Origin of the sequence: Neisseria sp. HMSC065D04 (assembly GCF_001815675.1) — a bacterium.
Taxonomy (GTDB): Bacteria; Pseudomonadota; Gammaproteobacteria; order Burkholderiales; family Neisseriaceae; genus Neisseria.
The window spans coordinates 93,673-119,272 of record NZ_KV821557.1 but is presented as its reverse complement, the minus strand read 5'-3'; the positions used below and the strand labels follow the sequence as shown (position 1 = coordinate 119,272).

Below are 25,600 nucleotides of genomic sequence, written 5' to 3'. Positions count from 1 at the left end.
TTGTGTTCAAACGCGAAAAGGCAGCCTGAAACGCTCAAGCTGCCTGATTCATATCGATACGCACGAAAAACGGCGGGCGGTCATGCTGCTCTGGGTCTTTCATGTGTGCGTATGTCTCAAGTAAAAATAATGTAAATAGTTTAGCAGTTTGGAAGGCGGATGGCAAAAGGTCGTCTGAAAACTGGAATTTGCGTTTTCAGACGACCCGCCAAACCGCTTAAATAACCTGCTCTTTGGTTTTGGTCTCCGCGGCTTTATTCGTCATAAAACCGTCTATCGGCGCATAACCCACGAAATTGGCGTTTTCATCCATGATGACTACCCAATCTTTCGTGCGCCCGCTGGTCAGGGGCAGGAAGAACAAAGGTTTGCCGGATGCAGATACTTTGGCTGATTTGATGATGTCCGCTTCAGACATATTGCGGGCGGCAGCCAATTCGGACAACGGCTTCATCACGCGGCGGATTTTTTCGCGCTCGGCAGGGCCGTCGGGCAGCCACCAATTCGGACGCATACTCGGTTCGATACCCGTCAGCGACAAGCTCAGGCTTTCATTGCCTTCATCGACATTGGCAGCCTCGCGTACGCCTACGCGCTCTATACCGAACCAAGGCAGGGTTTTGAAGCCATCTTTGGCTTTTGCCAAATCCGCCTTATCGATTTCGGCGGCAGTCACAATATTGATACGGTCGCGCTCAAAAGCTGCGGCAACAGGACGGGCAAGGGATACGCTGTACAACCCGTAAATCAAAGCGGCAAGCTGGATCGCGCCGATTAAGGAAAAATCGACCACGCGCTCGCGCATTTTTTTCTTGGGGCTGGCAAGAATCAGGGTCAACAGCGGACCGCACACGATATCCACCGATACGACCAACTTATACAAATCCAAACCGCCGGTCAGTTCGGCATAGGGAAAGGGATACCAGACTTCAAAAACAAGCAGCGCCGCCAAGCCCGCCAAAACCAGACTGACAAGCAGATGCAGCGAGGCGCTTTTCACGGCGAAACGCCATCGCGAAACATGTTGAGTATTTTCCATAATGTTTGTCCGTAACGTAATTATTTGAAATATGATTTTTTGAAGACGTCATTATATCGGAATATAAAAGTTTTGCGGAAAACCAAATAAACATTTTTTTACATATCCCATGTTAAAATCCGCATTCCTCAAATATTTCAATATGATGTTATGCACGCTTCCGATCTTGACACAGACGATACGGCTCACGAATACCACGCCGACAATCCCGATTTCCCTGCCAAAACCGTTGTGGCGACGCTGTTTATCGGCGCGTTTTTCGGCTATCTCAACGACACGCTTTTAAATGTCGCACTTACGCCGATTATGAAGGATTTCGGTGTCGACAAGACCACCGTCCAATGGCTGACAACGGGCTTTTTGCTGGTGATGGGCGCGTTCACGCCGATTACGGCGGGCGTGATTCAATGGTTTGAAACGCGCAAGATGGTGTTGTTTACGCAGGCGACGTTTCTGGCGGGTTCGCTGATTTGCGCGTTTGCGCCGACCTTCGGGATTCTGGTTGTGGGGCGGATGGTGCAGGCGGTATCTGCCGCGTTTTTCGTGCCGCTCCTGTTTAACGGCATTTTGTCGATTTACCCGCCGAACAAACGCGGAACGGCAATGGGTGTGATTACCATGATGTTCACCGCCGCGCCCGCGATAGGGCCGACGCTGTCGGGCATCATCATCGACCACACACATTGGAGCGTGCTGTTCGGCTTTACTGCGCCGTTTATGCTGGCGGCGATGGTGTTGGTGGGCAAATATCTGACAGTCAATTTAAGCACCATCAGCCGTCCGAAGATTGATATTTTGTCTGCCGTACTGTCGATTGTTGGATTCGGCGGGCTGGTGTATGCGAGCAGTAATTTCGCCAGTCTGCCGCTGGCGGAATTTATCCTGCTGTTTGCCGCCTCCGTCGCGCTGGTGGGCTGGTTCGCATACCGCCAGTCCCGCCTGGCGACGCCGCTGCTGAACCTTCGGGCGTTTGAGTATAAGCAGTTCCGCCACTGCGTCGTGATTCTGGCGGGCGCGGTGTTCCTGTTTTTAGGTTTGGAACTGATGATGCCGATGTACACGCAGCAGGTGCTGATGCTGACAGGCACGGCGACGGGGCTGATTCTGATGCCCGCGAGTATCGCCCAAGCGGTTGCCGCGCCTTTGTTCGGAAAACTGTTGGACAAGAAGGGGGGACGGTTTGTCGTGTTGCCCGCCACAGTGATGCTGACGGTGTCGCTGGCGGTATTGTGGCTGTTTTTGCGGATTGACACGCAAGTCATGATGCTGACCGCCATGTTCACGCTGATGGCGGTGTCCGTATCCGCCTGCGTAACGGGCGAAACCCACGGCTTGAACGCGCTACCGAAAAAACTCAACCCCCACGGCGCGGCGATTCTGACCACCATCAACCCGATTGCCGGCGCGATCGGCGCGGCATTTTTCGTCGGCGCGACCAATATCGGCGAGAAACTGTCCTCTGCCGCCTCGCCGCAACAAGCCATGCTTGACGGCATCCATCTGGCGATGGGCAGCGCGCTGGTGTTGGGCGCGGTGATGGTGTTTTTCGCCATGCGCCTGAAACGTCACGAACCGGATCAACAAGTTTGAACATAAGGTACCAAACGGGCATTTGAAAGAAGCCGCAAACAGCGCAAAGAGGTCGTCTGAAAAAAATGCAAAAAACGTCAGGACGACAGGTTATCTCTTATTTTCTATACCGAAACCGCCCCAGTTTGCTATAATGCCCAGTTTCATCAAACCGCAATACCACACTTTAAAGGACAAAAAATGGGTTTTCTGCAAGGTAAAAAAATCCTGATCACCGGCATGATTTCCGAGCGTTCCATCGCTTACGGCATTGCCAAAGCCTGCCGCGAACAAGGCGCGGATTTGGCATTCACCTACGTTGTTGACAAACTGGAAGAGCGCGTCCGCAAAATGGCCGCCGAATTGGGTTCCGAACTCGTATTCCGCTGCGATGTCGCCAGCGACGACGAAATCAACCAAGTTTTCGCCGATTTGGGCAAACATTGGGACGGCTTGGACGGCCTCGTCCACTCCATCGGCTTCGCACCGAAAGAAGCCTTGAGCGGCGACTTCCTCGACAGCATCAGCCGCGAAGCGTTTAATACCGCACACGAAATTTCCGCATACAGCCTGCCCGCATTGGCAAAAGCCGCCCGTCCGATGATGCGCGGCAGAAACTCCGCCATCGTCGCCCTGAGCTACTTGGGCGCGGTTCGTGCGATTCCGAACTACAACGTCATGGGCATGGCAAAAGCCAGCCTCGAAGCAGGCATCCGCTTTACCGCCGCCTGCTTGGGTAAAGAAGGCATCCGCTGCAACGGCATTTCCGCCGGCCCGATTAAAACCCTTGCTGCTTCCGGCATTGCCGATTTAAGCAAACTCTTGGGACACGTCGCTTCCCACAATCCGCTCGGCCGCAACGTAACCATCGATGAAGTCGGCAACACCGCCGCCTTCCTGCTCTCCGAACTCTCTTCAGGCATTACCGGCGAAATCACTTACGTTGATGGCGGTTACAGCATCAACGCCCTGAACGATGAAGAGGCGTAATGATTTGTAATATTTTGTAGAAAAGACAACTTATTACACAAAAAACCGTCTGATTAAGTGGTGTAAAAAAGGTACACCGGCTATTTCAGGCGGTTCTTTTTTCGTATAAAAGGCGGCATATTTCGGGAATTTTGTCATAAAACAAATTTTAACTTTTCTGAATTTTATTTAACAAATAAAACGATACTATGCCTGCCGGTTTGAAAAAGCCCGTCCGTCACTTCGGACGCACTTTTTTTAAAAATTTCACTTTATTATCCACAAACATACAGGAGGACATTTATGTCTATTGCTTCAGAATTCAAACAGTTTATTATGCGCGGCAACGTTATCGACTTGGCAGTCGGTATGGTCGTCGGTACTGCGTTCAGCGGCATCGTTAAATCTTTGGTTGACGACGTAATCATGCCCCCTATCGGTCTGTTGATCGGCGGCGTTGACTTCTCCAACCTGTTCATCACCCTGAAAAACGGTGCGCAAGCGCCCGCAGAAGGCTATGCCAACTTGGCGGCAGCCCAAGCAGCCGGTGCCGTCACCCTGAATCTCGGTCTGTTCATCAACTCCGTTATCAGCTTCCTGATTATCGCTGCTGCGATTTTCTCCGTTATCAAAGCATTGAACTCCATGAAAAAAGCCGAAGCGCCTGTTGAAGAAGCACCTGCAGAGCCTAGCGAAGAAGTATTGCTGTTACGTGAAATCCGCGACTCTCTGAACAAAAAATAATCTTTTGAAGATTTGAAATAAAAAGGTCGTCTGAAAATTTTCAGACGACCTTTTTGTTTTGCGTATCTCTCCGATATCAATGATTTACGGTTTACGGTATCGGATTGCGTGGGATAACCATTCTTCAATCTCTATCCACATGGCTCCTCCCATTTACAGCAAACCAGGCTGACCCAATGCGGGGTCGGTCGCGCGGGCGGCTTGTGCGTCTTCAACGGTCAGCCCCAAAGCTTTCGCCACGCCTTCGCCGTAGGCGGGGTCGCAACGGTGGCAGTTGCGGATATGGCGGTATTTGATGAAGTCGGGGGCGTCGCCCATGGCTGCGGCGGTGTTGTCGAACAAAGCCTGTTTCTGCGCGTCGTTCATCAGGTTAAACAAGGCGCGCGGTTGGCTGAAGTAGTCGTCATCGTCTTGGCGGTAGTCCCAGTACGCTGCGTCGCCGTTGATTTTTAAAGGCGGTTCGGCAAAGTCGGGCTGCTCCTGCCATTGGCCGAAGCTGTTGGGTTCGTAGTGCGGCAGGCTGCCGTAGTTGCCGTCGGCACGGCCTTGCCCGTCGCGTTGGTTGCTGTGGACGGGGCAACGAGGGCGGTTGACGGGGATTTGGCGGAAGTTTACCCCCAAACGGTAGCGTTGCGCGTCGGCGTAATTGAACAAACGGGCTTGCAGCATTTTGTCGGGGCTGGCGCCGATACCGGGAACCAGATTGCTCGGTGCAAAGGCGGATTGTTCCACATCGGCGAAGAAGTTTTCGGGATTGCGGTTCAACTCGAATTCGCCCACTTCAATCAGCGGATAGTCTTTTTTCGGCCAAACTTTGGTCAGGTCGAAGGGATGATACGGCACTTTTTCCGCATCGGCTTCAGGCATGACTTGGATGTACATCGTCCATTTCGGAAACTCGCCGCGTTCGATGGCTTCGTACAGGTCGCGCTGGTGGCTTTCGCGGTCGTCGGCGATGATTTTGGCGGCTTCTTCGTTGGTCAGGTTTTTAATGCCTTGCCGGCTGCGGAAATGGAATTTCACCCAAAAACGTTCGCCCGCTTCGTTCCAGAAGCTGTATGTATGCGAACCGAAGCCGTGCATATGGCGGTAACTGGCGGGGATGCCGCGGTCGCTCATGACGATGGTGACTTGGTGCAGGGCTTCGGGCAGCAGCGTCCAGAAATCCCAGTTGTTCGTGGCGGAGCGCATATTGGTGCGCGGGTCGCGTTTGACCGCCTTGTTCAAGTCGGGGAATTTGCGCGGGTCGCGCAGGAAGAACACAGGCGTGTTGTTGCCGACCATATCCCAGTTGCCTTCTTCGGTATAAAACTTCAACGCAAAGCCGCGGATGTCGCGTTCCGCATCGGCTGCGCCGCGCTCGCCTGCCACGGTGGTGAAACGGGCGAACATCTCGGTTTGCTTGCCGACTTCGCTGAAGATTTTGGCGCGGGTGTATTTCGTGATGTCGTGCGTCACGGTGAATGTACCGAACGCGCCCGAACCTTTGGCGTGCATACGGCGTTCGGGTATCACTTCGCGCACGAAGTCGGCAAGTTTTTCATTCAGCCACAAATCCTGCGCCAGCAACGGGCCGCGCGCGCCTGCGGTCAGGCTGTTTTGATTGTCGGCAACGGGGGCGCCGTTGTTCATGGTCAGGTGGGTTACGGGACATTTAGAGACAGTCATAATAATTTCCTTTGTGAAATGGTCAGTGGTTTATAAAACGATTTGCCGAAAAGCATATTCGTAGCCGGTTTCTTGGCATTCATAAATTTCTTGTATCGACATTTATTTTTCCTTTTGTTTAAGCTATGAATAGGACTATACAGAAAGGTTTTGACTATTGAAACTATGACTTCAATTTAATATTGTTATTATTAATTGAGATTTGATTTTTGTTAGATTTTTATTATTGATTAATGCATGAAATAGAAAAAGGTCGTCTGAAACTGTTTTCAGACGACCTTTTGTATCTCCGTTCGCATTAAAGCTTGCGCATCATCATCATGAAATATGCGCCGCCTATGAGCGTGGCCATCATTCCGGCGGGGACTTCGTAAGGGAACATTACCTGCCTGCCCAGCCAGTCGGCCGTCATCATAACCGATGCGCCGATGAGTGCGGCGGCGGCAAGTTGCTGTTTGGGCAGGCGTGCGCCGAGCATACGGGCCAGATGCGGCGCAAGCAGTCCGACGAAGCTCAAGGGGCCGATAAGCAGGGTGGATAAGGCGGTTAACGCTGCGCTTGAGACGATCAGCACCAACCGTGCGAGGGGGACATTGATGCCGACAGAGCGGGCGATTGTCGCGTTCAGGCTGAGCAGTCCGAGCCAGCGTTGCAGCGGGAGGATGAGGAGGAGCGAGGCGACGGCGAGGAGGCCGACAGTAAGGGCGGATTCGGGCGTTGCCTGATAGGTCGAACCTGACATCCACAATAAAAGCAGTTGTACGCGGAAATCGCCGCTTGCCGTCCAAATGCGGATGGCGGCATCGGCGAGTGCGGCCAGCGCCATGCCGGTAAGCAGGATTTTTTCGGGGGTAAATCCGTTTTTGCGGTTGAACAGCATCAACAGCCCCAAGGATACGAGAGCGGAAACGATACCTGTCAGCCAAAACCAGCTGCTGCCCGAGGTAATGTCGAACAGCATTACTACCGCCATCGCGCCGAATGCCGTTCCGGAGCTGATGCCCAAGAGTTCGGGTCCCGCCATCGGGTTTTGCGTCAGCCTTTGCAGTATGACACCGGTCAGCGCGAGCATGGTGCCGGTGGCGGCGGCGAGCAGCACGCGCGGGTAGCGGAATACGAAATATTCCGGGTCTATGGTCAGGCGCAGGGTTTCGTCATAGCGTCCGACCGTAAACGCCAATACCGATACGGCGACGGCGATAAGCGGCAGAAAACGCAAGAGGCGCAGGACGTGCGGGGCGGCGGTTGAAATATCGGAGGTCGTCTGAAACGAAGGACGCGGAGGTGCTTTCGCCGTCAGCCACAACAAAAGCGGCGCGCCGACGAGGGCAGTTACAGCGCCGGCGGGCAGATCGGTGCCGCGGTAGTGTTTCAGCAGCATCAGGCTGTTGTCCGTCAGCATCAAAAGCAGTGCGCCGACGATGAAGGAGCAAATCAGGCGCATGGACAGCGTGCGTACGCCCATTTGCCGCACCAGCGTCGCCGCCGCCAATCCGACAAAGCCCATCATGCCGACAAAGCCGACCACGCCCGCACTCAAAAATGCAGCAACCGCCAAAGACAGCAGGCGGATTTTCTTCACCGGTATGCCTGCCGATTTCGCCTGCGTGTCGCCCAGGCTCATGATGTTTAACGGTTTGATTAAAAAGGCGGTAAGTATGGCAGCAACGGCAATCCGCCACAAAAGCCCCAACGTATCGCGCCAACTGTCCTGCACCAGGGAGCCGCTGCCCCACTGCATCACGCCGCGCGTCTCTTCGCTGAAAAACAGCATCACGATACCGGTGAGGGAACCCAGATACAGGCTGACCACCAAACCCGCCAGCACGACGCTGAGCGGTTGCAGGGCGCGCCGTGCCGACAGCCGCAATACCGCACCCAAAGCCGCCGCTGCACCGGCAAACGCCACGGCAGACGTGCCGTAGGCAAGGAAGGAAGGGGCGAACACGGTCGCCGCCACCAAAGCCGCCTGCGCGCCGCTGCTGACTGCCAGCGTACTGTCGGATGCGAGCGGATTGCGCATCAACTGCTGCATCAGCATGGTCGCCATCGCCGTACTGCCGCCCGCGAGCAGCGCCATCGCCATGCGGGGCAGGGTGTTGTTCTGCACCATCAGCGCGTCCAAAGGCAGGCTGTCGGGACGGTCAAACAGCCGCAGCCACGGCAGCGTCCATTCCAGCTTCAATATCCAAAACGCCGTCAGCGCGCACGATATTGCCAACGCGGCGGCAAGGATAGGCAGGGGTCGTCTGAAAATCTTTACCATGCGACTTCCTTTTGTGCGGACGGGTTTTCAGACGACATCGAACGCATCAGTTGCAAAGTGAAACGCTGCATGGACGGCAGCGCGCCGTAGCTCCACGACGGCTCGAAGATGCGGCGGTTTGCAGGGCGGCTGAACGGCAGGCGTTGCCAAAGCGCGCTTTTTTCGAGCGTTGCATGTGTATTTTGAGGATGCGGTTTGACGATGATCAGCAGCGTGTCCGGCGGCAGCTTTGCTAAATCTAAAAGCGTGATGTTTTCGAAACCCCATTCGTTGCTTTTGCCCGTCCAGGCATTGTTCAGCCCCAATTTGTCGAACACGGCCTGAAACAGCGAAGTCTTGCCGTAAATCCGCAAATGCCGCCCGTCGGCAAACTGCACCACCGCAAACGGGCGGCCGCGATATGCCGAAAGCGCGGGTTTGGCGCGGGCAAACAGGTTTTCCGTACCGGCAATCAGCTTTTCGGCAGCGGCAGGGTCGCCGATGATTTTACCCAGCCTGCGCGTGGCTTCGACCGTGTGGGCATATTCGATGCCTTTTGCCGTGCCGAAATCCACTTCGCGTACCGGGGCGATTTTTTCAAACTGGGACTTGGCGGCGGCATACCAGGAAGATTGCACGAAAAAATCAGGCTTTATCTGATACAGCCGCTCCAAATTCGGCTGGAAGCGCAGCCCCGCTTCCTTGACGGCAGCGGGCAGCGGCGGATGGTTCACCCAGGTATCGTACACGCGGCGGTCGGCGACGCTGACGGGCGGATGTCCCATCGCCGTCAGTGTTTCGGCGACCGTCCAGTCCGAAGTCGCCACGCGCGGTGCGGCGGGTGCAGGCAGGGAAAACAGGAGGGCGGCGGTAAAAAACAGCCGTGCGGCAAGGCGGGGAATGTCGTCTGAAAAGCGGTGGGACATCAGCTTGGAAGGTCTTTCGGTTTTTGAATAAAGGGTCGTCTGAAACATATCGGATACAGGTATTCCACAATGGTCTGCAATGTCATCCGGTTTGGATTCGGGCGGCGGATTTTATGGTCGGAGCTTATGCGGCGGGACGGCTTGCCTGCGTCAAGGCAATGCCACGGGGCGGCCGTTTTCAGGATGGGCGATGATGTTCATATCGACGCTGTAAATGTCTTTCAACACTTCTGCGGTCATGATGTCGGCGGGTTTGCCCGTTTTTAATAGCCGTCCCTGTTTGAGCGCGACCAGTTCATCGCAATACTGCGCCGCCAGATTAATGTCGTGGATGACGATGATGACGCCCAAACCCAAATCGCGAGACAGCTTGCGCACCAGTGCCATCACGTCGATTTGGTGGGCGATGTCCAAAGCGGCAAGCGGTTCGTCCAGCAGCAAAAAGCGGCTTTGCTGCGCCAGGCACATCGCCAGCCAGACGCGCGAACGTTCGCCACCCGAAAGCGTATCGACGATTTGATCGGCAAATTTTTCCGTATGCGTCAGCCGCAACGCCTGTTCCACCGCCTGTCTGTCCGCATCGTTCGTGCGCCCTAAAAGCCCGCTCCAGGCATAACGCCCCATCATAACCAGCTCACGCGCGGTCAGCGCGGTGGCGGCGGGCAGGTGCTGCGGAAGATAGGCGACTTCTTTGGCGTATGCGCGGGCGGAATAGGCGCGTATTTCTTTGTCGTTCAGCAATATCCTGCCGCCTGCGGGTTCATGCTGGCGGGTGAGCAGTTTCAACAGCGTGGACTTGCCCGAGCCGTTATGACCGATTAGGCCGTACACGCGGTTAGGGGAAAAGTTGACGCTGATGTCGTGCAGCAGCGAGCGGCCGGGTATGGCGAAGGTGGCGTTTTGGATTTGGAACACGTTTCAGACGACCTTTTGGTGGGTTTGACGTTATTCGGAGAAAGCGGCGGAGCGGCAAAACCCATTGCCCGTTGTCGGTGCCGATGCCGCAAAGGCGGAGTTTTACGGCGGTTGTCCGAAAGCGTAAGGCAAAGTCGGACGCCTCAGGCTCCAAGGTCGTCTGAAAACGTTTCAGACGACCTTTGGACCGTTGGAGACCGTTTTGCCGCCCGTCCCTTAAAAATCGACCGAAGCCGACAGGGTGAAGCTGCGCGGTGCGCCGGCGTTCAGGTAGCCGTTGTTAGGGTATCCGCCGACGGATGCCCAGTATTTCTTGTTGGCAACATTATCGAGGCGGGCGCGGAAGGTGGCTTCGTGCCTGCCGATTTGGGTGCGGTAGCGTGCGCCGAGGTCGAAGCGTGTCCAGCCGCCGACTTTGAGCGTGTTGGCGGCGTCGGCGTAGGAAGAGCCGGTATAGACCATGCGGCCGTCAAACGCCAGCCCCTGCACTTTCGGCACTTCCCATTCCAAGCCGATGTTGGCCTGGGTTTTGGCCACACCGATGGTGCGTTTGCCGTCGGTCGAGGACGAGCCGGTGGATTTCTGTTTGGCATCGAGCAGGGTTACGCCGCCCAAGAGTTTCACGCCCGGGGCAACTTCGCCGTAAACGGTGATTTCCGCGCCCCGGTGGCGGTCTTTGCCTTCGGAGGTGAAGCGGGCGGTGTTGCCGCTTTCGGCAACGTAAAGCGAACGCGGTTTGTCGGTGTGGAACAGGGCCAATCCCGCGCCGAAGCCGTTGGCTTCAAATTTCGTGCCGATTTCTTTTTGTTTGGAAACATAGGGTTTGAGCGATTCGCCGGCATTGCTGACGGCGTAGGCCCGGCCGTTGATGGAGGCAGTCGAGCCTGCGGTCGCGCCTTGTCCCAGGCTTTCGATGTAGTTGCCGTACACCGACCAATTCGGCGTGATGCGGTACACCGCGCCGACGGCGGGACTGAGGCGCGATTTTTTGTAATTTTCGGTTTGCGCGCCCGTATTATAGGCGTAAGCCTTGTTATGCACCTGCTGCCAGCGCGCCCCGAGCATGAATTGCAGGCGTTTGTCCCAAAGGCTGAAGGTGTCGCCCAGGGCGAAGCTGGTCAGACGTGTTTTGCCGGTAACGGCAGGATTGCCCATGTCGTTGCCCGAATACAGCGGGTCGGCGGCTGCGGGTTGCGGATAGCGGGACGGGTTGTAGAGGTTGGTCGTATATTGGTTGCCCCAATCCATGATGTAAGCGTTTTTGCGCGAGGATTGGAAACGGTTGGCGGCGGCGGTCCATTCGTGCTCTACCGCGCCCGTATTGAATTTGCCGCGCAAACCGATTTCGCCCGTGTCGATTTTATCCTTACGCGCGTTGTCGAAGCGGTAAATCGATCCGTCGCCGTTGACATTGCGGACAGTCAGGTTTGCCAGAGAATTGTTTTCCTTGCTGCGGCGGAAGCCATAGGCGGCGTAGGCAGTCAGGTTGTCGTTGAAATCGTATTCGCCGCGCATTGTGCCGAACCAGTCGCGCTCGTTGGAATACGTCCACGGCTGCGCCCAGTTGGACGAGGCATCAGGCGCGGCCGGCACGGCGGTCAGGCCTGACAGGGTAACATTGGTACGCGTGGCTTTGAGCTTGTTGTCCTGCCAACCCAAATCGGCGGACAGGCGGGCATTTTCATTGCGCCAGTCTAGGCCGACATTGACCAGGCTGAGTTTGGACTTTTCTTCGTCTATTGCGGTTTTGCCATTATGGTGCGCCGCATTGACGCGCACGCCGAATTCCTGATTTTGTCCGAAACGGCGCGCCACGTCCGCCGCCAAACCACCGCGTTTTCCCGCGCCGTAATTGGCAGTCAGCCGGTTCAATCCTTCATTGGACGCGCGTTTGGGCAATACGGATACCGTGCCGCCGATATTGTTGCCGCCCGGCGCCATGCCGTTTAAGAAGGCGGATGCGCCGCGCTGGACTTCCACGCGTTCGAAAAGCTCGGTGGCGATGTATTGGCGCGGCAGGATGCCGTAAAGGCCGTTGTACATGGTATCGTCCGATTCGGCGGCAAAGCCGCGTATGAAATACGCTTCCTAAAAATTGCCGTAACCGCGCGCAACGCGGACGGTCGGGTCGTTTTGCAGTACGTCGCCGACGCTGCGCGCATGTTTGTCTTGAATCAGCCTATTGGTGTAAGCAGTATTGGAGAACGGCGATTCTAGGTTTTTTTTATTGCCCAAAATACCCACGCGGCTGCCGCGCGCCACCTGTCCGCCCTTAAATGCAGGAATCAAACCGCCCTTGGATGCGTCCGCGCTGACGGTTACGGTGATGGTTTCGAGTTCGGCGGTTTCTCGGACTTGGGGTTCGTCTGAGGCAAATGCCGCCGAAACGGCAAGGAGGGAGAGGCTGAGGATGCTGAGTCTGGAAGCGGGCTTAATCATTTGTATTTTCTTTCAAAAGTCGATCGTAACGGTTAATTCTAAAAGAAAATTAATTTCATTTCAAAAAAAATAAATGATAAAAGGTCGTCTGAAACTGTTTTCAGACGACCTTTTGACTGAATGGCTGTCAACTTTACCGTTTACGCCGCATCGTACAACCCGCGCACCACCCTGCCGATGGCGGCGATGCCTTTTCCCAGCGTTTCTGCGTCCTGCGCGATGCTCATGCGGATGCACTCGCGGGCGTGCGGGTAATCCTGCGTGTCGATGCCGACGAAGAAATGTTCGCCCGGAATAATCAGCGTGCCTTCGGCTTTGAGCATTTCATACAGGGTTTGCGATGAAACGGGCAGGTTTTCAAACCAGAGCCACAGGAAAATCGCGCCTTCGGGCTTGTGGATTTTCAGCGGATACGCGCCCAGCTCGCGCTTGAGCAGCGAGACGGCGGTTTGCGCCTGATTGCGGTAAAACGGCCGGATGACGTCGTCTGAAAGCTGTTTCAGACGACCGTCCTGCAACAGCGGCGTTGCGATGGCTGCACCGAAGCGGGTGGGCGACAGGTTCACAATCGCGTTCAGGCTGCTGACGGCTTTGACGACTTCGGGCGCGGCGACGATGATGCCGGTGCGCACGCCCGGCAGGCCGACTTTGGAAAGGCTGAAGCAGAGGATGATGTTTTCGTGCCAATTCAGCATCACGTCGCTGTAAATGATGTTGGGGAACGGCATTCCGTAGGCGTTGTCGATAATCAGCGGAATGCCGTATTTTTGCGCCAAAGCGTCCAGCCGCGCCATTTCGCCGTCGGTCAGCACGTTGCCGGTCGGGTTGGTCGGGCGCGAACAGCAAATCGCGCCGATTTTGCCCGCTTTGAGTTCGGGCAGGCTTTCCAGCGCGTCAAAGTCCACGCGGTATTTGAAGAAGCCTGCTTCGCCTTCGTGTTCGACCGCTTCGATTTTCGGTTTGACGGAAACAAAGTGCTGCCCTTCGACATGCACGTCGGCATAGCCGATGTATTCGGGCGCGAGCGGCAGCAGGATGGCTTTCTCTACGGAAAGGTCGTCTGAAACCTTGAATTTGCCGCCGAAGAGGTTGAAAAGATAGAAAAACGCGTTCTGCGAACCGTTGGTCAGCGCGATATTGTCGGCGGTCAGGTGCCAGCCGTATTCGCGGTTGAGGAAGGCGGTCAACGCGTCAATCAGCGCGGCATCGCCTTGGGGATTGGAGTAGTTGCCAATGTTCTCGACAGCGTGCTCCGCCGCCAGCTTTGAAAATACGTCGGCGAACACGGAGTTGACTTCGGAGATCCGCGCCGGATTGCCGCCGCCGAGCATGTTGACGGACTTGTCGCTTTTGAGCGCGTCGCCGAGGTCGTCCATAAGTTGCAGGATGCCGTTGTGTTGCGTGAATTTTTCGCCGAATGCCGAGAACTGCATGATGACTCCGTGTAAATATGATTGGCGGGGATTATATCAGCTTGATATGGTGAGGGGTCGTCTGAAAATGAATGTGGCGGGTTTGACGCACCATTGTCCCAACATCGCAAGAATATGTGACGGCAATTCATCTGCCCTGCCCTCTTAAAAATTCAGACGACCCGATGAATCTCATCAGGTCGTCTGAAAATGTGAACGTCGGGAAAAGGAAAGCGACTTAGCGGATTTTCAGCGTACTCAATCCGATTAACACCAAGACGATGGTAATAATCCAAAAACGGACGACGACTTGGGTTTCTTTCCAGCCTTTTTGTTCGTAGTGGTGGTGGATGGGCGCCATCAGGAAGATGCGTTTTTTGGTTCTCTTATACCAGCCGACCTGAAGCATAACGGACACGGCCTCAACGACAAACAGACCGCCCATAATGACGAGGACGAACTCTTGGCGGACGATGACGGCAACGGTACCGAGTGCCGCCCCCAATGCCAGCGCGCCGACGTCGCCCATGAAGACTTGCGCGGGATAGGCGTTGAACCACAAGAATCCGAGACACGCGCCGCACATGGCGGTACAGAAAATCACAACTTCGTTCGCGCCTGCGACATAAGGCAGTTGCAGGTATTGGGCGAATTGCGAGTGTCCGCTGGCGTAGGCGAAGATGGCGAGGCCGGCGGCAACGAGGACGACGGGGAAGGCGGCAAGGCCGTCAAGGCCGTCGGTGAGGTTGACGGCGTTGGAAGTGCCGACGATGGTCAGATAGGTCAGGACGACGAAGCCGACCACGCCCAGCGGCAAAGCGACTTGTTTGAAGAAGGGAACGATGAGGATGTTGTTGGAGGAGTTTTCAGCAAGGAAGAACAGGGCAAGCGCGGCAACAATGGCGACGCTCGATTGCCACACCATTTTGAATTTGGCGGAAACACCGTTGGGGTCTTTATAGACGACTTTGCGCCAGTCGTCGTAAAACCCGAGCGCGCCCGTGGCGAGCAATACGCCCAAGAGAATCCAAATATACGGGTTTGCCCAGTTGCCCCACAACAGCGTGGATACGGTAATAGCGGTCAGAATCAGCGAACCGCCCATCGTCGGCGTACCGTTTTTGATGAGGTGGGTTTGCGGCCCGTCGGTGCGTACCGCCTGCCCGACTTTCAACTGCGTCAGTTTGCGGATGGTCCACGGACCGAGCAGCAGGGAAAACGCCAGGGCGGTCAAAGCTGCCATGACGGCGCGGAATGTGGTGTATTGAAAGACATTCAGACCGGTCAACCAGTTACTGAAATGTGCAAGCCATAAAAACATGGGGCTTCCTTTTGTTTTTGTTGTTACATTGGGCTTATCGCCCGTTTTAAATTTTGGTTTTTGGGTCGTCTGAAAAAGTTTCAGACGACCTTTGTTGAGTATCAAGCTGCTTATGACAGTCAGTGCCTGCTGAAGTTCACTCTCAATGCAGGTTTCTAGCGAACCCGTTTCCGTTGTTTAGAGAGATGGCAGCATTATTGAGTGGCGGCGTTCGCGTCTTTCTCAATCACGCAAATCGGATAATTTCGCACCAATCAGCAATAAGGCTTTTCATTTTCAGACGGCCTCTTTGTCCGTCAATACCTCGACCACTTCTTCCATCTTCATAAAGCGCGAACCTTTCACCAACACGGTGGCGCGTTCGGGCAAATCGTGGCTCAACACTTGAATCAACGGGTCTTTGGCGGCAAACCACAAACCGTCCGCGCCAAACGTTTCTGCCGCTTCGACGCTGTTGTCGCCGACAAAATAAGCCGCTTCGATGCCTTGGTCGCGGGCGTACGCGCCGACTTCGGCGTGCATGGCGGCGGCCTCGTCCTCGCCCAGTTCGCCCATATCGCCCATCACAAAAATACGCGGCGCAGGCATACGCGCCAACACGTCAATTGCGGCTTTCATGCTGTCGGGGTTCGCGTTGTAAGTATCGTCAATCAGGGTCGCACCTTTGATGCCGGATTTGACGTTCAGACGACCTTTGATGTTGCTGAAACCTTTCAAACCTTCCGCCACATCGTCCAAAATCAAACCCGCAGCCAAAGCCAGCGCGGCAGCAGCAGCAGCGTTATGGACATTGTGGCGACCGGGAACAGGCAGCACCACGGCGGCGCGCTCGTCGCCGCACACCAAATCAAATTCGCACGACAAAGGTTTCAGCACGATATTTTCCGCATGGACATCGCCGCTATCGACACCGAAAGTCCGCTGCTGATGACCTTGGGAGGTCGTCTGAAACACGGCGGCATGTTCGTCTTCGCACGGAATCAAAGCTAATCCGTCTTCGCCCAAACCTTGATAAATCTCGCTTTTCGCCTTGGCAATATCGTTCGTGCCGTCAAAACCGCAGCCGACATGGGCGCGCAGGGCGTTGTTGACCAAAGCGGCATCGGGTTTGGCGATTTGCGTCAAAACCGCCAGCTCGCCGAAATGGTTCATGCCCATTTCAATGACGGCATAGCGGTGTTTTTCGTTTAATTTCAACAAAGTCAGCGGAAGGCCGATGTGGTTGTTGAAGTTGCCCGCCGTCGCCAAAACGGCATCATCGCCGAAACGGCGGCGCAATACCGCAGCCAGCATTTCCTTCACCGTCGTCTTGCCGCCCGAACCGGTAATGCCGAACACAAACGGGTTCACATTATCGCGCCACGCCTTCGCCAGCGTTTGCAACGCGGCAAGCGTGTCATCGACTTTCAACGCGCCATCCAAAGCAGCGCAATCTTTGCGCGAAACCACAACCGCCGCCGCACCCGCAGCCAATACGTCTTCAACAAAATCATGAGCGTCAAACCGCTCGCCCGCCAATGCAAAAAACACATCGCCCGCGCGGATATCACGGCTGTCGGTTACGATGCGCGAAACGGGTTTGTTTTCAGACGGCGTCGGAAGGTTGAGGGTTTGACAGATGAAATTTAGGTCTAATGGTTTCATGGTTTCTTTCGTTTGTTTTTTTCAGACAGTTTTTTAACACTCAGCTACCGATTTTTCCGTACTCCTGATAATCGGAGAAACACAATACGATGGTTTTACCGTTTTTACGGTAAGGATGGCAGAGGCTGTAATGACCGTCTTCCGCTTCATAGCGCATTTCCTGAGTTTGTCCGGCAAATACTTTTTGCAGGTATTCGCGCTCCTTCAAATTCGGAGAATAGACATAGTCCGTTTTCTTGACCATCACTTTCTCACCATTTCGATCCATGACAAAATTATCATTACCTTCTACATTTTGATTGGCAGCAGGTACAGCTTCATTTTGACTGGCGGCAGGTACAGCTTCGCCACCCACGTTAAGGCGGGAATCGGCTGAAAAAGCCAGATAAACCGGTTTGTTGTCGATCTTATCCTGCACGATAATCATGGCAGATTTGAACGACAAATCATCTTTAGCCATCAAATCAAGGATTTCTGACGATTTTTTAATATACGCCAAATCGAAACGGTAATCGGCCAATGCATCTAGTTGAGCAGGATTGTCTTTGACGATGCGCTCCGACGATTGGGTTAAGATGTCGCGTTTTTGCCGAATAGTCAGGTAATTGCCGCCGAACAGCAACGCCGCCAAAATAGGAAATACCGCCAACAGCAGATATACGGTTTTCCTACCGCCACGGACTTCTTCTTCCTGCCCGCGCTCGGCAATACGGGTCAGATTCAACATGATGTTCAACATCAACGTACCGCCCATCACAGCCAAAATCCCCAAAATACTCATCAGGAAAATTTCTGTAATGTGTTCACGGAACACCTTGAGTCCGAAGACTTGGATCAATATCAACGCGAACACCCAATACACCAGCAGTGTCACTGCTACCATACCGATGATGTTCGTTGCCTTGACCAATTTTTTTGCGTTCATCTCTTCACTCTTTTTTCAGACGACCTATTTGTCCTGATTAATCAATGGATACGGATTAATCGCACCGCTTGGCAGATACACGCCGTAATGCAAATGGGCCGGCGTGGTTTTGGCGTTGCCGGTTTTACCGACATAGCCGATGACCTGTCCTTCTTTCACACGCTCGTACAGGCGGACGCTGGCGAATTTGTTGAGGTGGGCATAGTAGTGCCATGCGCCCGGTCCTTGGATGCCGATGACTTTGCCACCCAATCGGTTGCGCCCGATTTTGGTTACGATACCGGGCGTCGTGCTGCGTATCGGCGTGTTTTTCTTGGCGAAAATATCCACGCCTTCATGTCTGCGCCCCTGGCTGCGCGCCGCGCCCCAAGTGTCGTCAAAACGCTTGCCTTTAACAGGATTGGGCAAACTTTGCGCCGCCGGCGGCTCTTTCGCCCTCAGCTCGGCAATTTCAGCGTTCGGGCGCGGCAGTTGTTTGGTGGTACAGCCCGCAAATAAAATCATGGCTGCACTGATTAAAAGGGTTTTTGTCGGCATTTTCAGCATCAAATCGGTCTCCTTGTTTTTTCAGACGGCCTCTTGAAACGATAATCAGAGGCCGTCTGAAACAACTGCGATAGGTTTAATAGCTGACGTGCCGTAATGCGTGTGTCTGTTGTTTTTATCGTGGGTATAAACGCTTTCAGACGACCTTGATGGTCTTCAGGCCGTCTGAAAACTTTGGTACCCGTTGTTATATCCGCTCTGCCAACGCTTTCTCTGCAACTTCAAAATCAGAAAAATGATGCCTCACTCCCTGCATATCCTGATAATTTTCGTGTCCTTTTCCGGCAATCAGGATAATGTCGTTTGCGGCGGCACGTTCGACTACATAACGGATAGCTGCGGCGCGGTCGGCTTCGACGCATTCGGGCGCGGGCACGGCAGGCAGGATGTCATTGATGATGTCTTGCGGATTTTCCAAGCGCGGGTTGTCGCTGGTTACGACGACTTTATCCGCACCCTGTACGGCTGCTGCGCCCATTAGCGGGCGTTTGCCGTGGTCGCGGTTGCCGCCGCAGCCGAATACGCACCACAAAGCCGCACCCTGCGGTTTGATTTCCTGCAAGGTAGCTAGTGCTTTTTCCAATGCGTCAGGTGTGTGGGCGTAATCGACAACGACCAAGGGCTTGCCGCTGTTCATAATGCAGTCCATACGGCCTGAGGCGGGGCGGATTTTTGCCAGCACATCCAATACTTTATCAAGCGGATAACCGTTGGCACAAAGCAAGGCGATGCAAGCGGCGAGGTTTTGCGCGTTGAACCGTCCGAGCAGGCGAGTGCGGCAGCGGCCTTCGCCCCACGGGGTTTGGAATACGGCTTCCATGCCGTCTGAAGAGGCGGTGAAATGAACAATGCGGATGTCGGCGTGTTCGCTGAAGCCGTAGCTGTAAACGGCCAAATCAGGACAGTCTTTTTTCAGACGACCTGCGAGTTCTGCACCGTATTCGTCATCCACGTTGATAATGGCGTGTTTCAAGCCGTGCCAGTAAAACAGGCGCGACTTGATGGCACCGTAGGCTTCCATCGTGCCGTGGTAGTCGAGGTGGTCTCGGGTGAGGTTGGTGAAGATTGCGCTGCGGAATGGCACGCCGTTGACGCGCGACTGGTCAAGGCCGTGGCTGGAGACTTCCATCGCGGCGGCTGTTGCGCCCTGTTGACGGAAACGGTAGAGCAGGGTTTGGACATCGACAGGGGCGGGGGTGGTGTGCGTGGTTTCTTCCAATGCGCCCCAAAAGCCGTTGCCGACTGTGCCGATAATGGTGGTTTTTTCGCCCAATAAATCGGCGGCTTGTGCCAGCCATTGTGTGATGGAGGTTTTGCCGTTGGTACCGGTTACGCCCCAGACTTTGAGGTCGTCTGAAACATTGCCGTAAACTTGCGCCGCCAACATTCCGGCACGGTGTTTCAAATCTTTGATGCCTTGATTGGGGACTTTCCATTCGGGATTCCACGCAAATTTGCCGTCGTCGTCCCAAAAAACAAAAGCCGCGCCGTTGGCAATGGCGGCGGGGATATAACTGCGGCCGTCCGTATATTCGCCCTGACAGGCAACGAAAATATCACCTTGTTTAATTTGACGGCTGTCTGAATGCAACAAACGCCCTGCTGCGTTTGCACACAGCAGAGGCGGAATGTTGGTTTCAGCTAAAGGGGTTAACTTGCTGAACATAAAATAATCTCGTTGATACTCGGATTAAGACGGTGTTTTAACGGCTGCAACATTGGTCAGAGGCTTGGTGGGGGAAACGCCCAAGATATTCAGGCTGCCGCCCATGACTTGTTTGAAGACCGGACCTGCCACTACGCCACCGTAGTAACCGTTTGCAGTCGGTTCGTCGATGGTTACCGCCACAATCACACGGGGATTTTTGGCAGGAGCAAAACCTATGAAAGTTGCCACGTGTTTGTTATCAACGTAACGTCCGTTGACCAACTTACGCGCCGTACCGGTTTTCGCGCCGACGTCGAAACCATCTACCGCACCTGCTGTACCCGTACCGCCAGGCTCGGTTACAGAAACCATCAAATCACGAACTTCACGCGCGGTCGAAGCTTTAATGACGCGTTTGCCTTTTGGCGCAACCGCCTGTTTCTCAAAGCTGACCGGCAACAATTCGCCGTCGTGTGTCAACATGGTATAAGCACGCGCCAATTGCAGCAGGCTCAATTGCAAGCCGTAACCGAAAGACATGGTTGCCTGTTCAATCGGCTGCCATCTGCGCCAGCTTCTCAAAAGACCGGCCGTCTCACCGGGGAAACCGGAGTGCATCCGCACGCCCACACCCAAATCATGATAAAAATCATACATTTCTTTAGGCGTGAATTTTGCAGACAGTTTGCTGGTACCGACGTTGGAAGATTTTTGCATAATGCCGCGCACATCCAAAGTAGGATACACATGGGTATCGCGTACGGTAGCGGGACCAATTTTATAAGGCATGGTGTTAAAACGATCAGCCACACCGACTTTGCCGGAATCCAATGCTTTGGCAATCGTAAACGGCTTCATTGCAGAACCCGGCTCAATCATATCGGTAACGGCTCGATTGCGGCGCTGTTCGCTATCGGCGCTGCCCGGTTGGTTCGGATCGTAGGCAGGGCTGTTGACCAAAGCCAAGATTTCGCCGGTTTGCGCATCCAATACCACAACCGTACCTGCTTTGGCTTTGTGATAAGCCACTGCCTTATTCAGCTCATCATAGGCAAGTGTTTGAATACGTTGATCCAAAGACAAAACCATGTCCTGTCCGTTTTTCGGATCGCTGTTGCGCGGAGAGTCCAAACTATCAACGATATTGCCTTTATTGTCGCGCAAAACTACTTTCGCGCCGTCCGCACCATGCAGACTGTCTTCACGCGACAATTCCAAGCCTTCCTGTCCTTTGCCGTCGATATTGGTGAAACCGATAACGTGCGCGAACAGGTTGCCCATCGGATAATGGCGTTTCAGTTCTTTTTGAAATGCCAAGCCTTTAATGCCCAAAGCTTTAATTTCTTCTGCTTTTTCTTGGCTGAGTTGACGCTTCAGATAAATAAAATCTTTATCTTTTTTCGCCAATTTTTCCTGCAATGCCTCAACAGGCAGCTCAACAATAGCCGCCAACTTAGCCATCTGTTCGGCAGTCGGCATTTCTTCCATACCGGAAGGCATGGCATACAAAGATTCAGTCGGTGCACTCAACGCCAAAGTCGCGCCGTTACGGTCCGTAATCATGCCGCGCGACGCAGGTAAAGTCAGGGTACGGACAAAACGCTGATCGCCCTGATTTTTCAAAAATTCATGCTGCGTGGTTTGCAAATAGATGCCGCGAGCCAGCAGTCCGACAAACGCAGCCGCAATCAGCCACAACACCAAAGAAATCCGCCCATCACTGGTGATGGGTTTTTTAGCTTTGGCTGTCTTGGGCAGCATGCTCGGTTTATATTCGTTTTTAATCAACATCTTAACATCTCAATTCATAATCACCCGAACCGTGTCTTTATCTAACGGCACCAATTTGCAGTACCGGATAAGCCGGCTATATTATTTTTTTCGTTCCACCATCACGGTATTATCCGCGCCGGGCGGTTTGAGGCGTTGCTTCTCAGCCGCCACCTTAATCAGCTTGTGGTTCGCCAGCCGCGCCTGATCCAATTTCAAGCGTGCATAGTCCTGATCAAGCTTGATTTCCTGCTTTTGCGCTTTATCCAAAGCGATGAAGTGCAAACGCGATTGGTCTTGCACAGTGACCACCGCAAAAGCAGATACCGATACCAAGACCAACAAAAGGATATTTAATTTATTCATTGTTTTCAGACGACCTCAATCTGTTTGTTCCGAGGACACCTGCCCCACATAATGCTTATTCTGTAATCTCACCGCCCGTCCGCTCCGCCACGCGTAAAACTGCGCTGCGCGCCCGCGGATTGGAGGCAGTTTCCTCAACACCCGGCTTTATCGCCTTTCCCACCGCCCTTAACGGCGGCAGAGGCAAATCCGCTTCTTTTACTGCCGCCCAACGCGGCAAAGGAGGGTGTTGCGAATACTTTTTGACAAACTGTTTTACGATGCGGTCTTCAAGCGAATGGAACGCGATAACCGCCAAACGCCCGCCTTGTTTCAGACGACCCATCACTTGCGGCAGAACCGCCTCTACCTCTTCGAGCTCGCGGTTAATAAAGATGCGAACTGCCTGGAAGGTACGCGTCGCAGGGTCTTGCCCCCGCTCACGAGTACGGATGTTTTGTGCCACGAGCTGCGCCAGCTTGCGGGTTGTATCGATCGGACTTTCTGTCCGTTGCGCAACAATGGCGCGCGCAATCTGGCGACTAAACCGCTCTTCACCATAATTCTTGATAACCTCGTGCAAATCCTGTTCCGATGCTGTTGCAATCCATTCTGCAGCGGACATCCCCCGCGTCGGATCCATGCGCATATCCAAAGGTGCATCAAAACGGAAACTGAAACCCCGTGCGCCGTCATCTATCTGCGGGGACGAAATCCCCAAATCAAACAACGCACCATCTATTTCTTCAATACCCAGCTTATCCAGGGTCGTCTGAAAACTGGAAAACCCGTCATGAACTACCGTAACGCGCCCATCCTGCTCAGCCAGCTTTTGCGCCGCCTCAATCGCTTGCGGGTCTTTATCAAACACAATCAGACGACCTTGACTGCCCAGACGGGACAAAATCAATCGGGAGTGCCCTCCCCTGCCGAACGTCCCATCTACATAAATACCGTCTTCACGAACCGCCAAAGCATCAACCGCCTCATTTAACAAAACGGTGATATGTTGATATTCAGCATTACTCACAATTGCAAATCCGTCTGACTTAATTGGAATGCCAACTCTTCAGGATCATCATCCAAAGCCTGAGTCATTTCAGCTTCCCATTGATCACGGCCCCACAATTCCAAACGGTTGGCGCGACCGACCAAGGTAACGTCTTTTTCAAGATCCACCCGTTTGCGCAGATTGGCAGGAATCAGCACGCGGCCGGCGCTATCCCATTCAAGCGTATCCGCATTATGCAGCAGCAGATTTTGATAACGCTGCAACATCGGATTTCCTGCCGTTTTCAGGTGCAAAAGCTGCTCGGCAACCTTTGCCCATTCAGCCTCCGGATACATCAGCAATTTTTGACGGGAATCCAAAGTAACCACAATCGACGGCGTATAATGGCGCAGCAAAATATCGCGGAACTTGGCAGGAATCGCCAACCGCCCTTTGCTGTCAATACTCAATTCGTGAGCGCCACCAAACACAATTTCGTCCTATCGGTTTAAATCGGAATTTTTTGGGCAATGCAGACACTTTTACCCACATCGCCCCACTAGCCCACACTATAAAAAATTTTAACGCCTCGGTCAAATCGCCTTACTCTAAAATCCCAGTACATATGCAACAACAAAATCATTAAAAAACAGTATTTTAACCAAACAAGCAAACAAGCCGAACCACCCATTTTACCCGATTTGGTTTTTAAAAACACAATATGTAGTATTGCAAATATTATTTAGACACAACATATGGTATAAAAAAATAAAAAAACGCCCCTTTTCCGCTCACGTTATAATAGACAAATAAATTCATAAATTTTACATTATCTAACAATTATGAAGGCACACCTCCCCCTCCCCTCCCCTGCCGCGCAAGCCTCAAGTTCCAAACTATTCGAAATCATCAAACAGGAAATAAAAGCCCAAAATAACTGGATTCCTTTCTCACGATTTATGGAGCTTGCACTCTACACACCCGAATACGGCTACTACACCGGAGGCAGCCACAAAATCGGCACAGACGGCGATTTCATCACCGGCCCCACCCTCACCCCATTATTCGGACAAACCCTCGCCCGACAACTTGCCGAACTACTCCCGCAAACCGCCGGCAACATCTACGAATTCGGCGCAGGTACAGGACATCTCGCCGCCACCCTATTGAAAAGCCTTTCAGACGACCTCAAGCATTACTACATCATCGAACTCTCTCCCGAGCTTGCCGAACGCCAACGTCAATTCATCGCCGAACACACCCCCCCGCAACTGGCACAAAAAGTCATACATCTGACCGAACTGCCCGAATCCTTCGACGGCATCATCATCGGCAACGAAGTCCTCGATGCCATGCCTGTCGAAATCATCCGCCGCACTCAATACACCTTCCAACACATCGGCGTCTCCATCAACCCCGACGGACAGCTCGAACAAAGTCCGCAACCCTTAAACCAACCCGACCTCCTCTGTTTAGCCGCCACCTACTTTCCCGAAACCGAACACCCCTACACCAGCGAGCTACACCCCGCCCAATACGCCTTTATTCTCACCCTCGCGCAGAAAATCACACGCGGCGGCATGATATTTATCGACTACGGTTTTGACGCCGCCCAGTATTACCACCCGCAACGCGACGAAGGCACACTCATCGCCCACTACCGCCACCACACCGTTCACGACCCGTTTTTCCATATCGGTCTGACCGATCTGACCGCACATGTCAACTTTACCGACATTGCCCAAGCAGGCACCGACGGCGGACTAGACCTCATCGGCTACCTGCCCCAATCTCATTTCCTATTCAACCTAGGCATTACCGACCTGTTGGCACAAACCGCCCCGCCAGGCACAGCAGACTACCTCCGTGTAAGCACCGCCGTACAAAAACTGACCGACCAGCACGAAATGGGTGAACTCTTCAAAGTCATCGCCTTTGGCAAAAACATCGGCATCGACTGGACAGGTTTCCGCTTCGGCGATATCTGCCACAAACTTTAAAATTCCCCCACCTCAAACCATCCTCCAAACACACAGGTCGTCTGAAACACCGTTTCAGACGACCTCATCCATGTTTTATTCCATTAAAAAACAAAAACAAAACATAAAGTACAAAATAAAACTTGCCAAAAACTCAAAACAACATATAATAGCGACTTCACGAAACGGCGAATTAGCTCAGTCGGTTAGAGCAGAGGAATCATAATCCTTGTGTCCGGGGTTCGAGTCCCTGATTCGCCACCAAATTTCGGGGGTATAGCTCAGTTGGTAGAGCGCTTGCATGGCATGCAAGAGGTCAGCGGTTCGATCCCGCTTACCTCCACCAGATAAAAAAGACCTTGTTTAAACAAGGTCTTTTTTGTATTTATTGACTCTATCATAGATTAACAACACGACACATATTCCAAGCAATCAATTTTCTAAGCACCGAACACAAAAAACCAATCGGTCTCAAACTATAGTGGATTAAATTTAAATCAGGACA

Annotated in this window: 21 protein-coding genes and 2 tRNA genes; 6 read left to right on the top strand and 17 right to left on the bottom strand. The window is 53.6% G+C overall.

The annotated features are described in order from the left end of the window. Positions 1–217 precede the first annotated feature (217 nt). Positions 218–1,039, bottom strand: a complete 822-nt coding sequence (locus HMPREF3050_RS12630) for a fimb protein (protein WP_070775026.1) — start codon at positions 1,037–1,039, stop codon at positions 218–220. Between the two features lie 150 nt (positions 1,040–1,189). Here HMPREF3050_RS12630 and HMPREF3050_RS12625 point away from each other — a divergent pair, with 150 nt between their 5' ends. The 3 genes from HMPREF3050_RS12625 to mscL all read left to right on the top strand — a co-directional run bounded on the left by HMPREF3050_RS12625 (position 1,190) and on the right by mscL (position 4,321). After that, on the top strand, positions 1,190–2,629 hold the full coding sequence (locus HMPREF3050_RS12625) for an MFS transporter (RefSeq protein ID WP_070775025.1): 1,440 nt from the start codon (positions 1,190–1,192) through the stop codon (positions 2,627–2,629). Positions 2,630–2,809: 180 nt separating this feature from the next. Further along, a complete protein-coding gene (gene fabI / locus HMPREF3050_RS12620) occupies positions 2,810–3,598 on the top strand; it encodes an enoyl-ACP reductase FabI (protein ID WP_009310937.1) in 789 nt (262 codons plus the stop codon). Positions 3,599–3,880: 282 nt separating this feature from the next. Continuing rightward, the gene (gene mscL, locus HMPREF3050_RS12615; protein ID WP_049223401.1) at positions 3,881–4,321 is read left to right on the top strand and encodes a large conductance mechanosensitive channel protein MscL; all 441 of its coding nucleotides are present in this window, start codon (positions 3,881–3,883) and stop codon (positions 4,319–4,321) included. Between the two features lie 153 nt (positions 4,322–4,474). Here the strand turns inward: mscL and katA are convergent, their stop codons facing one another. The 16 genes from katA to mraZ form a co-directional block, all read right to left on the bottom strand. Next, complete coding sequence (gene katA, locus HMPREF3050_RS12610; RefSeq protein WP_070775024.1) at positions 4,475–5,989, bottom strand: catalase KatA; 1,515 nt, start codon at positions 5,987–5,989, stop codon at positions 4,475–4,477. A 298-nt stretch (positions 5,990–6,287) separates the two neighbouring features. Then, positions 6,288–8,255: a Fe(3+)-hydroxamate ABC transporter permease FhuB gene (gene fhuB / locus HMPREF3050_RS12605; protein ID WP_070775023.1), complete on the bottom strand. Its 1,968-nt coding sequence runs from the start codon at positions 8,253–8,255 to the stop codon at positions 6,288–6,290. Then, positions 8,249–9,160, bottom strand: a complete 912-nt coding sequence (locus HMPREF3050_RS12600) for an iron-siderophore ABC transporter substrate-binding protein (protein WP_246830280.1) — start codon at positions 9,158–9,160, stop codon at positions 8,249–8,251. The genes fhuB and HMPREF3050_RS12600 overlap by 7 nt, the downstream gene beginning before the upstream one ends. 150 nt (positions 9,161–9,310) lie before the next feature. Then, positions 9,311–10,075: an ABC transporter ATP-binding protein gene (locus HMPREF3050_RS12595; RefSeq protein ID WP_045074339.1), complete on the bottom strand. Its 765-nt coding sequence runs from the start codon at positions 10,073–10,075 to the stop codon at positions 9,311–9,313. Positions 10,076–10,291: 216 nt separating this feature from the next. Then, positions 10,292–12,151 carry a TonB-dependent receptor gene (locus HMPREF3050_RS12590; protein ID WP_283122386.1) on the bottom strand — a complete coding sequence of 620 codons (1,860 nt, stop codon included), beginning with the start codon at positions 12,149–12,151 and terminating at the stop codon, positions 10,292–10,294. 12 nt (positions 12,152–12,163) lie between these two features. Beyond that, positions 12,164–12,514, bottom strand: coding sequence for a Plug domain-containing protein (locus HMPREF3050_RS15065; protein WP_246830278.1), 351 nt, complete (start codon positions 12,512–12,514; stop codon positions 12,164–12,166). A gap of 140 nt (positions 12,515–12,654) precedes the next feature. Then, entirely contained in the window at positions 12,655–13,947 is a 1,293-nt protein-coding gene (locus HMPREF3050_RS12585) for a valine--pyruvate transaminase (protein WP_070775021.1), read from the bottom strand. A gap of 217 nt (positions 13,948–14,164) precedes the next feature. Beyond that, positions 14,165–15,247, bottom strand: coding sequence for a phospho-N-acetylmuramoyl-pentapeptide-transferase (mraY, locus tag HMPREF3050_RS12580; RefSeq protein WP_049230312.1), 1,083 nt, complete (start codon positions 15,245–15,247; stop codon positions 14,165–14,167). 276 nt (positions 15,248–15,523) lie between these two features. Beyond that, positions 15,524–16,891, bottom strand: coding sequence for a UDP-N-acetylmuramoyl-tripeptide--D-alanyl-D-alanine ligase (murF, locus tag HMPREF3050_RS12575; protein ID WP_070775020.1), 1,368 nt, complete (start codon positions 16,889–16,891; stop codon positions 15,524–15,526). 40 nt (positions 16,892–16,931) lie between these two features. Then, positions 16,932–17,816, bottom strand: coding sequence for a peptidase (locus HMPREF3050_RS12570; protein ID WP_070775019.1), 885 nt, complete (start codon positions 17,814–17,816; stop codon positions 16,932–16,934). A gap of 24 nt (positions 17,817–17,840) precedes the next feature. Beyond that, positions 17,841–18,362 carry a M23 family metallopeptidase gene (locus HMPREF3050_RS12565; RefSeq protein ID WP_009310917.1) on the bottom strand — a complete coding sequence of 174 codons (522 nt, stop codon included), beginning with the start codon at positions 18,360–18,362 and terminating at the stop codon, positions 17,841–17,843. Between the two features lie 187 nt (positions 18,363–18,549). Further along, positions 18,550–20,028: a UDP-N-acetylmuramoyl-L-alanyl-D-glutamate--2,6-diaminopimelate ligase gene (locus HMPREF3050_RS12560; protein WP_070775018.1), complete on the bottom strand. Its 1,479-nt coding sequence runs from the start codon at positions 20,026–20,028 to the stop codon at positions 18,550–18,552. 24 nt (positions 20,029–20,052) lie between these two features. Next, on the bottom strand, positions 20,053–21,801 hold the full coding sequence (locus HMPREF3050_RS12555; protein WP_049223498.1) for a peptidoglycan D,D-transpeptidase PBP2: 1,749 nt from the start codon (positions 21,799–21,801) through the stop codon (positions 20,053–20,055). A gap of 81 nt (positions 21,802–21,882) precedes the next feature. Continuing rightward, on the bottom strand, positions 21,883–22,146 hold the full coding sequence (gene ftsL, locus HMPREF3050_RS12550) for a cell division protein FtsL (protein WP_003761340.1): 264 nt from the start codon (positions 22,144–22,146) through the stop codon (positions 21,883–21,885). Between the two features lie 55 nt (positions 22,147–22,201). Then, entirely contained in the window at positions 22,202–23,155 is a 954-nt protein-coding gene (rsmH, locus tag HMPREF3050_RS12545) for a 16S rRNA (cytosine(1402)-N(4))-methyltransferase RsmH (RefSeq protein ID WP_070775017.1), read from the bottom strand. Continuing rightward, the gene (mraZ, locus tag HMPREF3050_RS12540) at positions 23,152–23,607 is read right to left on the bottom strand and encodes a division/cell wall cluster transcriptional repressor MraZ (RefSeq protein ID WP_070775016.1); all 456 of its coding nucleotides are present in this window, start codon (positions 23,605–23,607) and stop codon (positions 23,152–23,154) included. Before mraZ ends, rsmH begins: the two co-directional genes overlap by 4 nt. Before the next feature lie 351 nt (positions 23,608–23,958). Here mraZ and HMPREF3050_RS12535 point away from each other — a divergent pair, with 351 nt between their 5' ends. The 3 genes from HMPREF3050_RS12535 (at position 23,959) to HMPREF3050_RS12525 (ending at position 25,441) form a co-directional block, all read left to right on the top strand. Further along, complete coding sequence (locus HMPREF3050_RS12535) at positions 23,959–25,116, top strand: class I SAM-dependent methyltransferase (protein WP_070775015.1); 1,158 nt, start codon at positions 23,959–23,961, stop codon at positions 25,114–25,116. A gap of 166 nt (positions 25,117–25,282) precedes the next feature. Further along, positions 25,283–25,359 (top strand) — tRNA-Met (locus tag HMPREF3050_RS12530). A 6-nt stretch (positions 25,360–25,365) separates the two neighbouring features. Beyond that, positions 25,366–25,441: transfer RNA gene (locus HMPREF3050_RS12525), tRNA-Ala, on the top strand. The last annotated feature ends 159 nt before the right edge of the window (positions 25,442–25,600 follow it).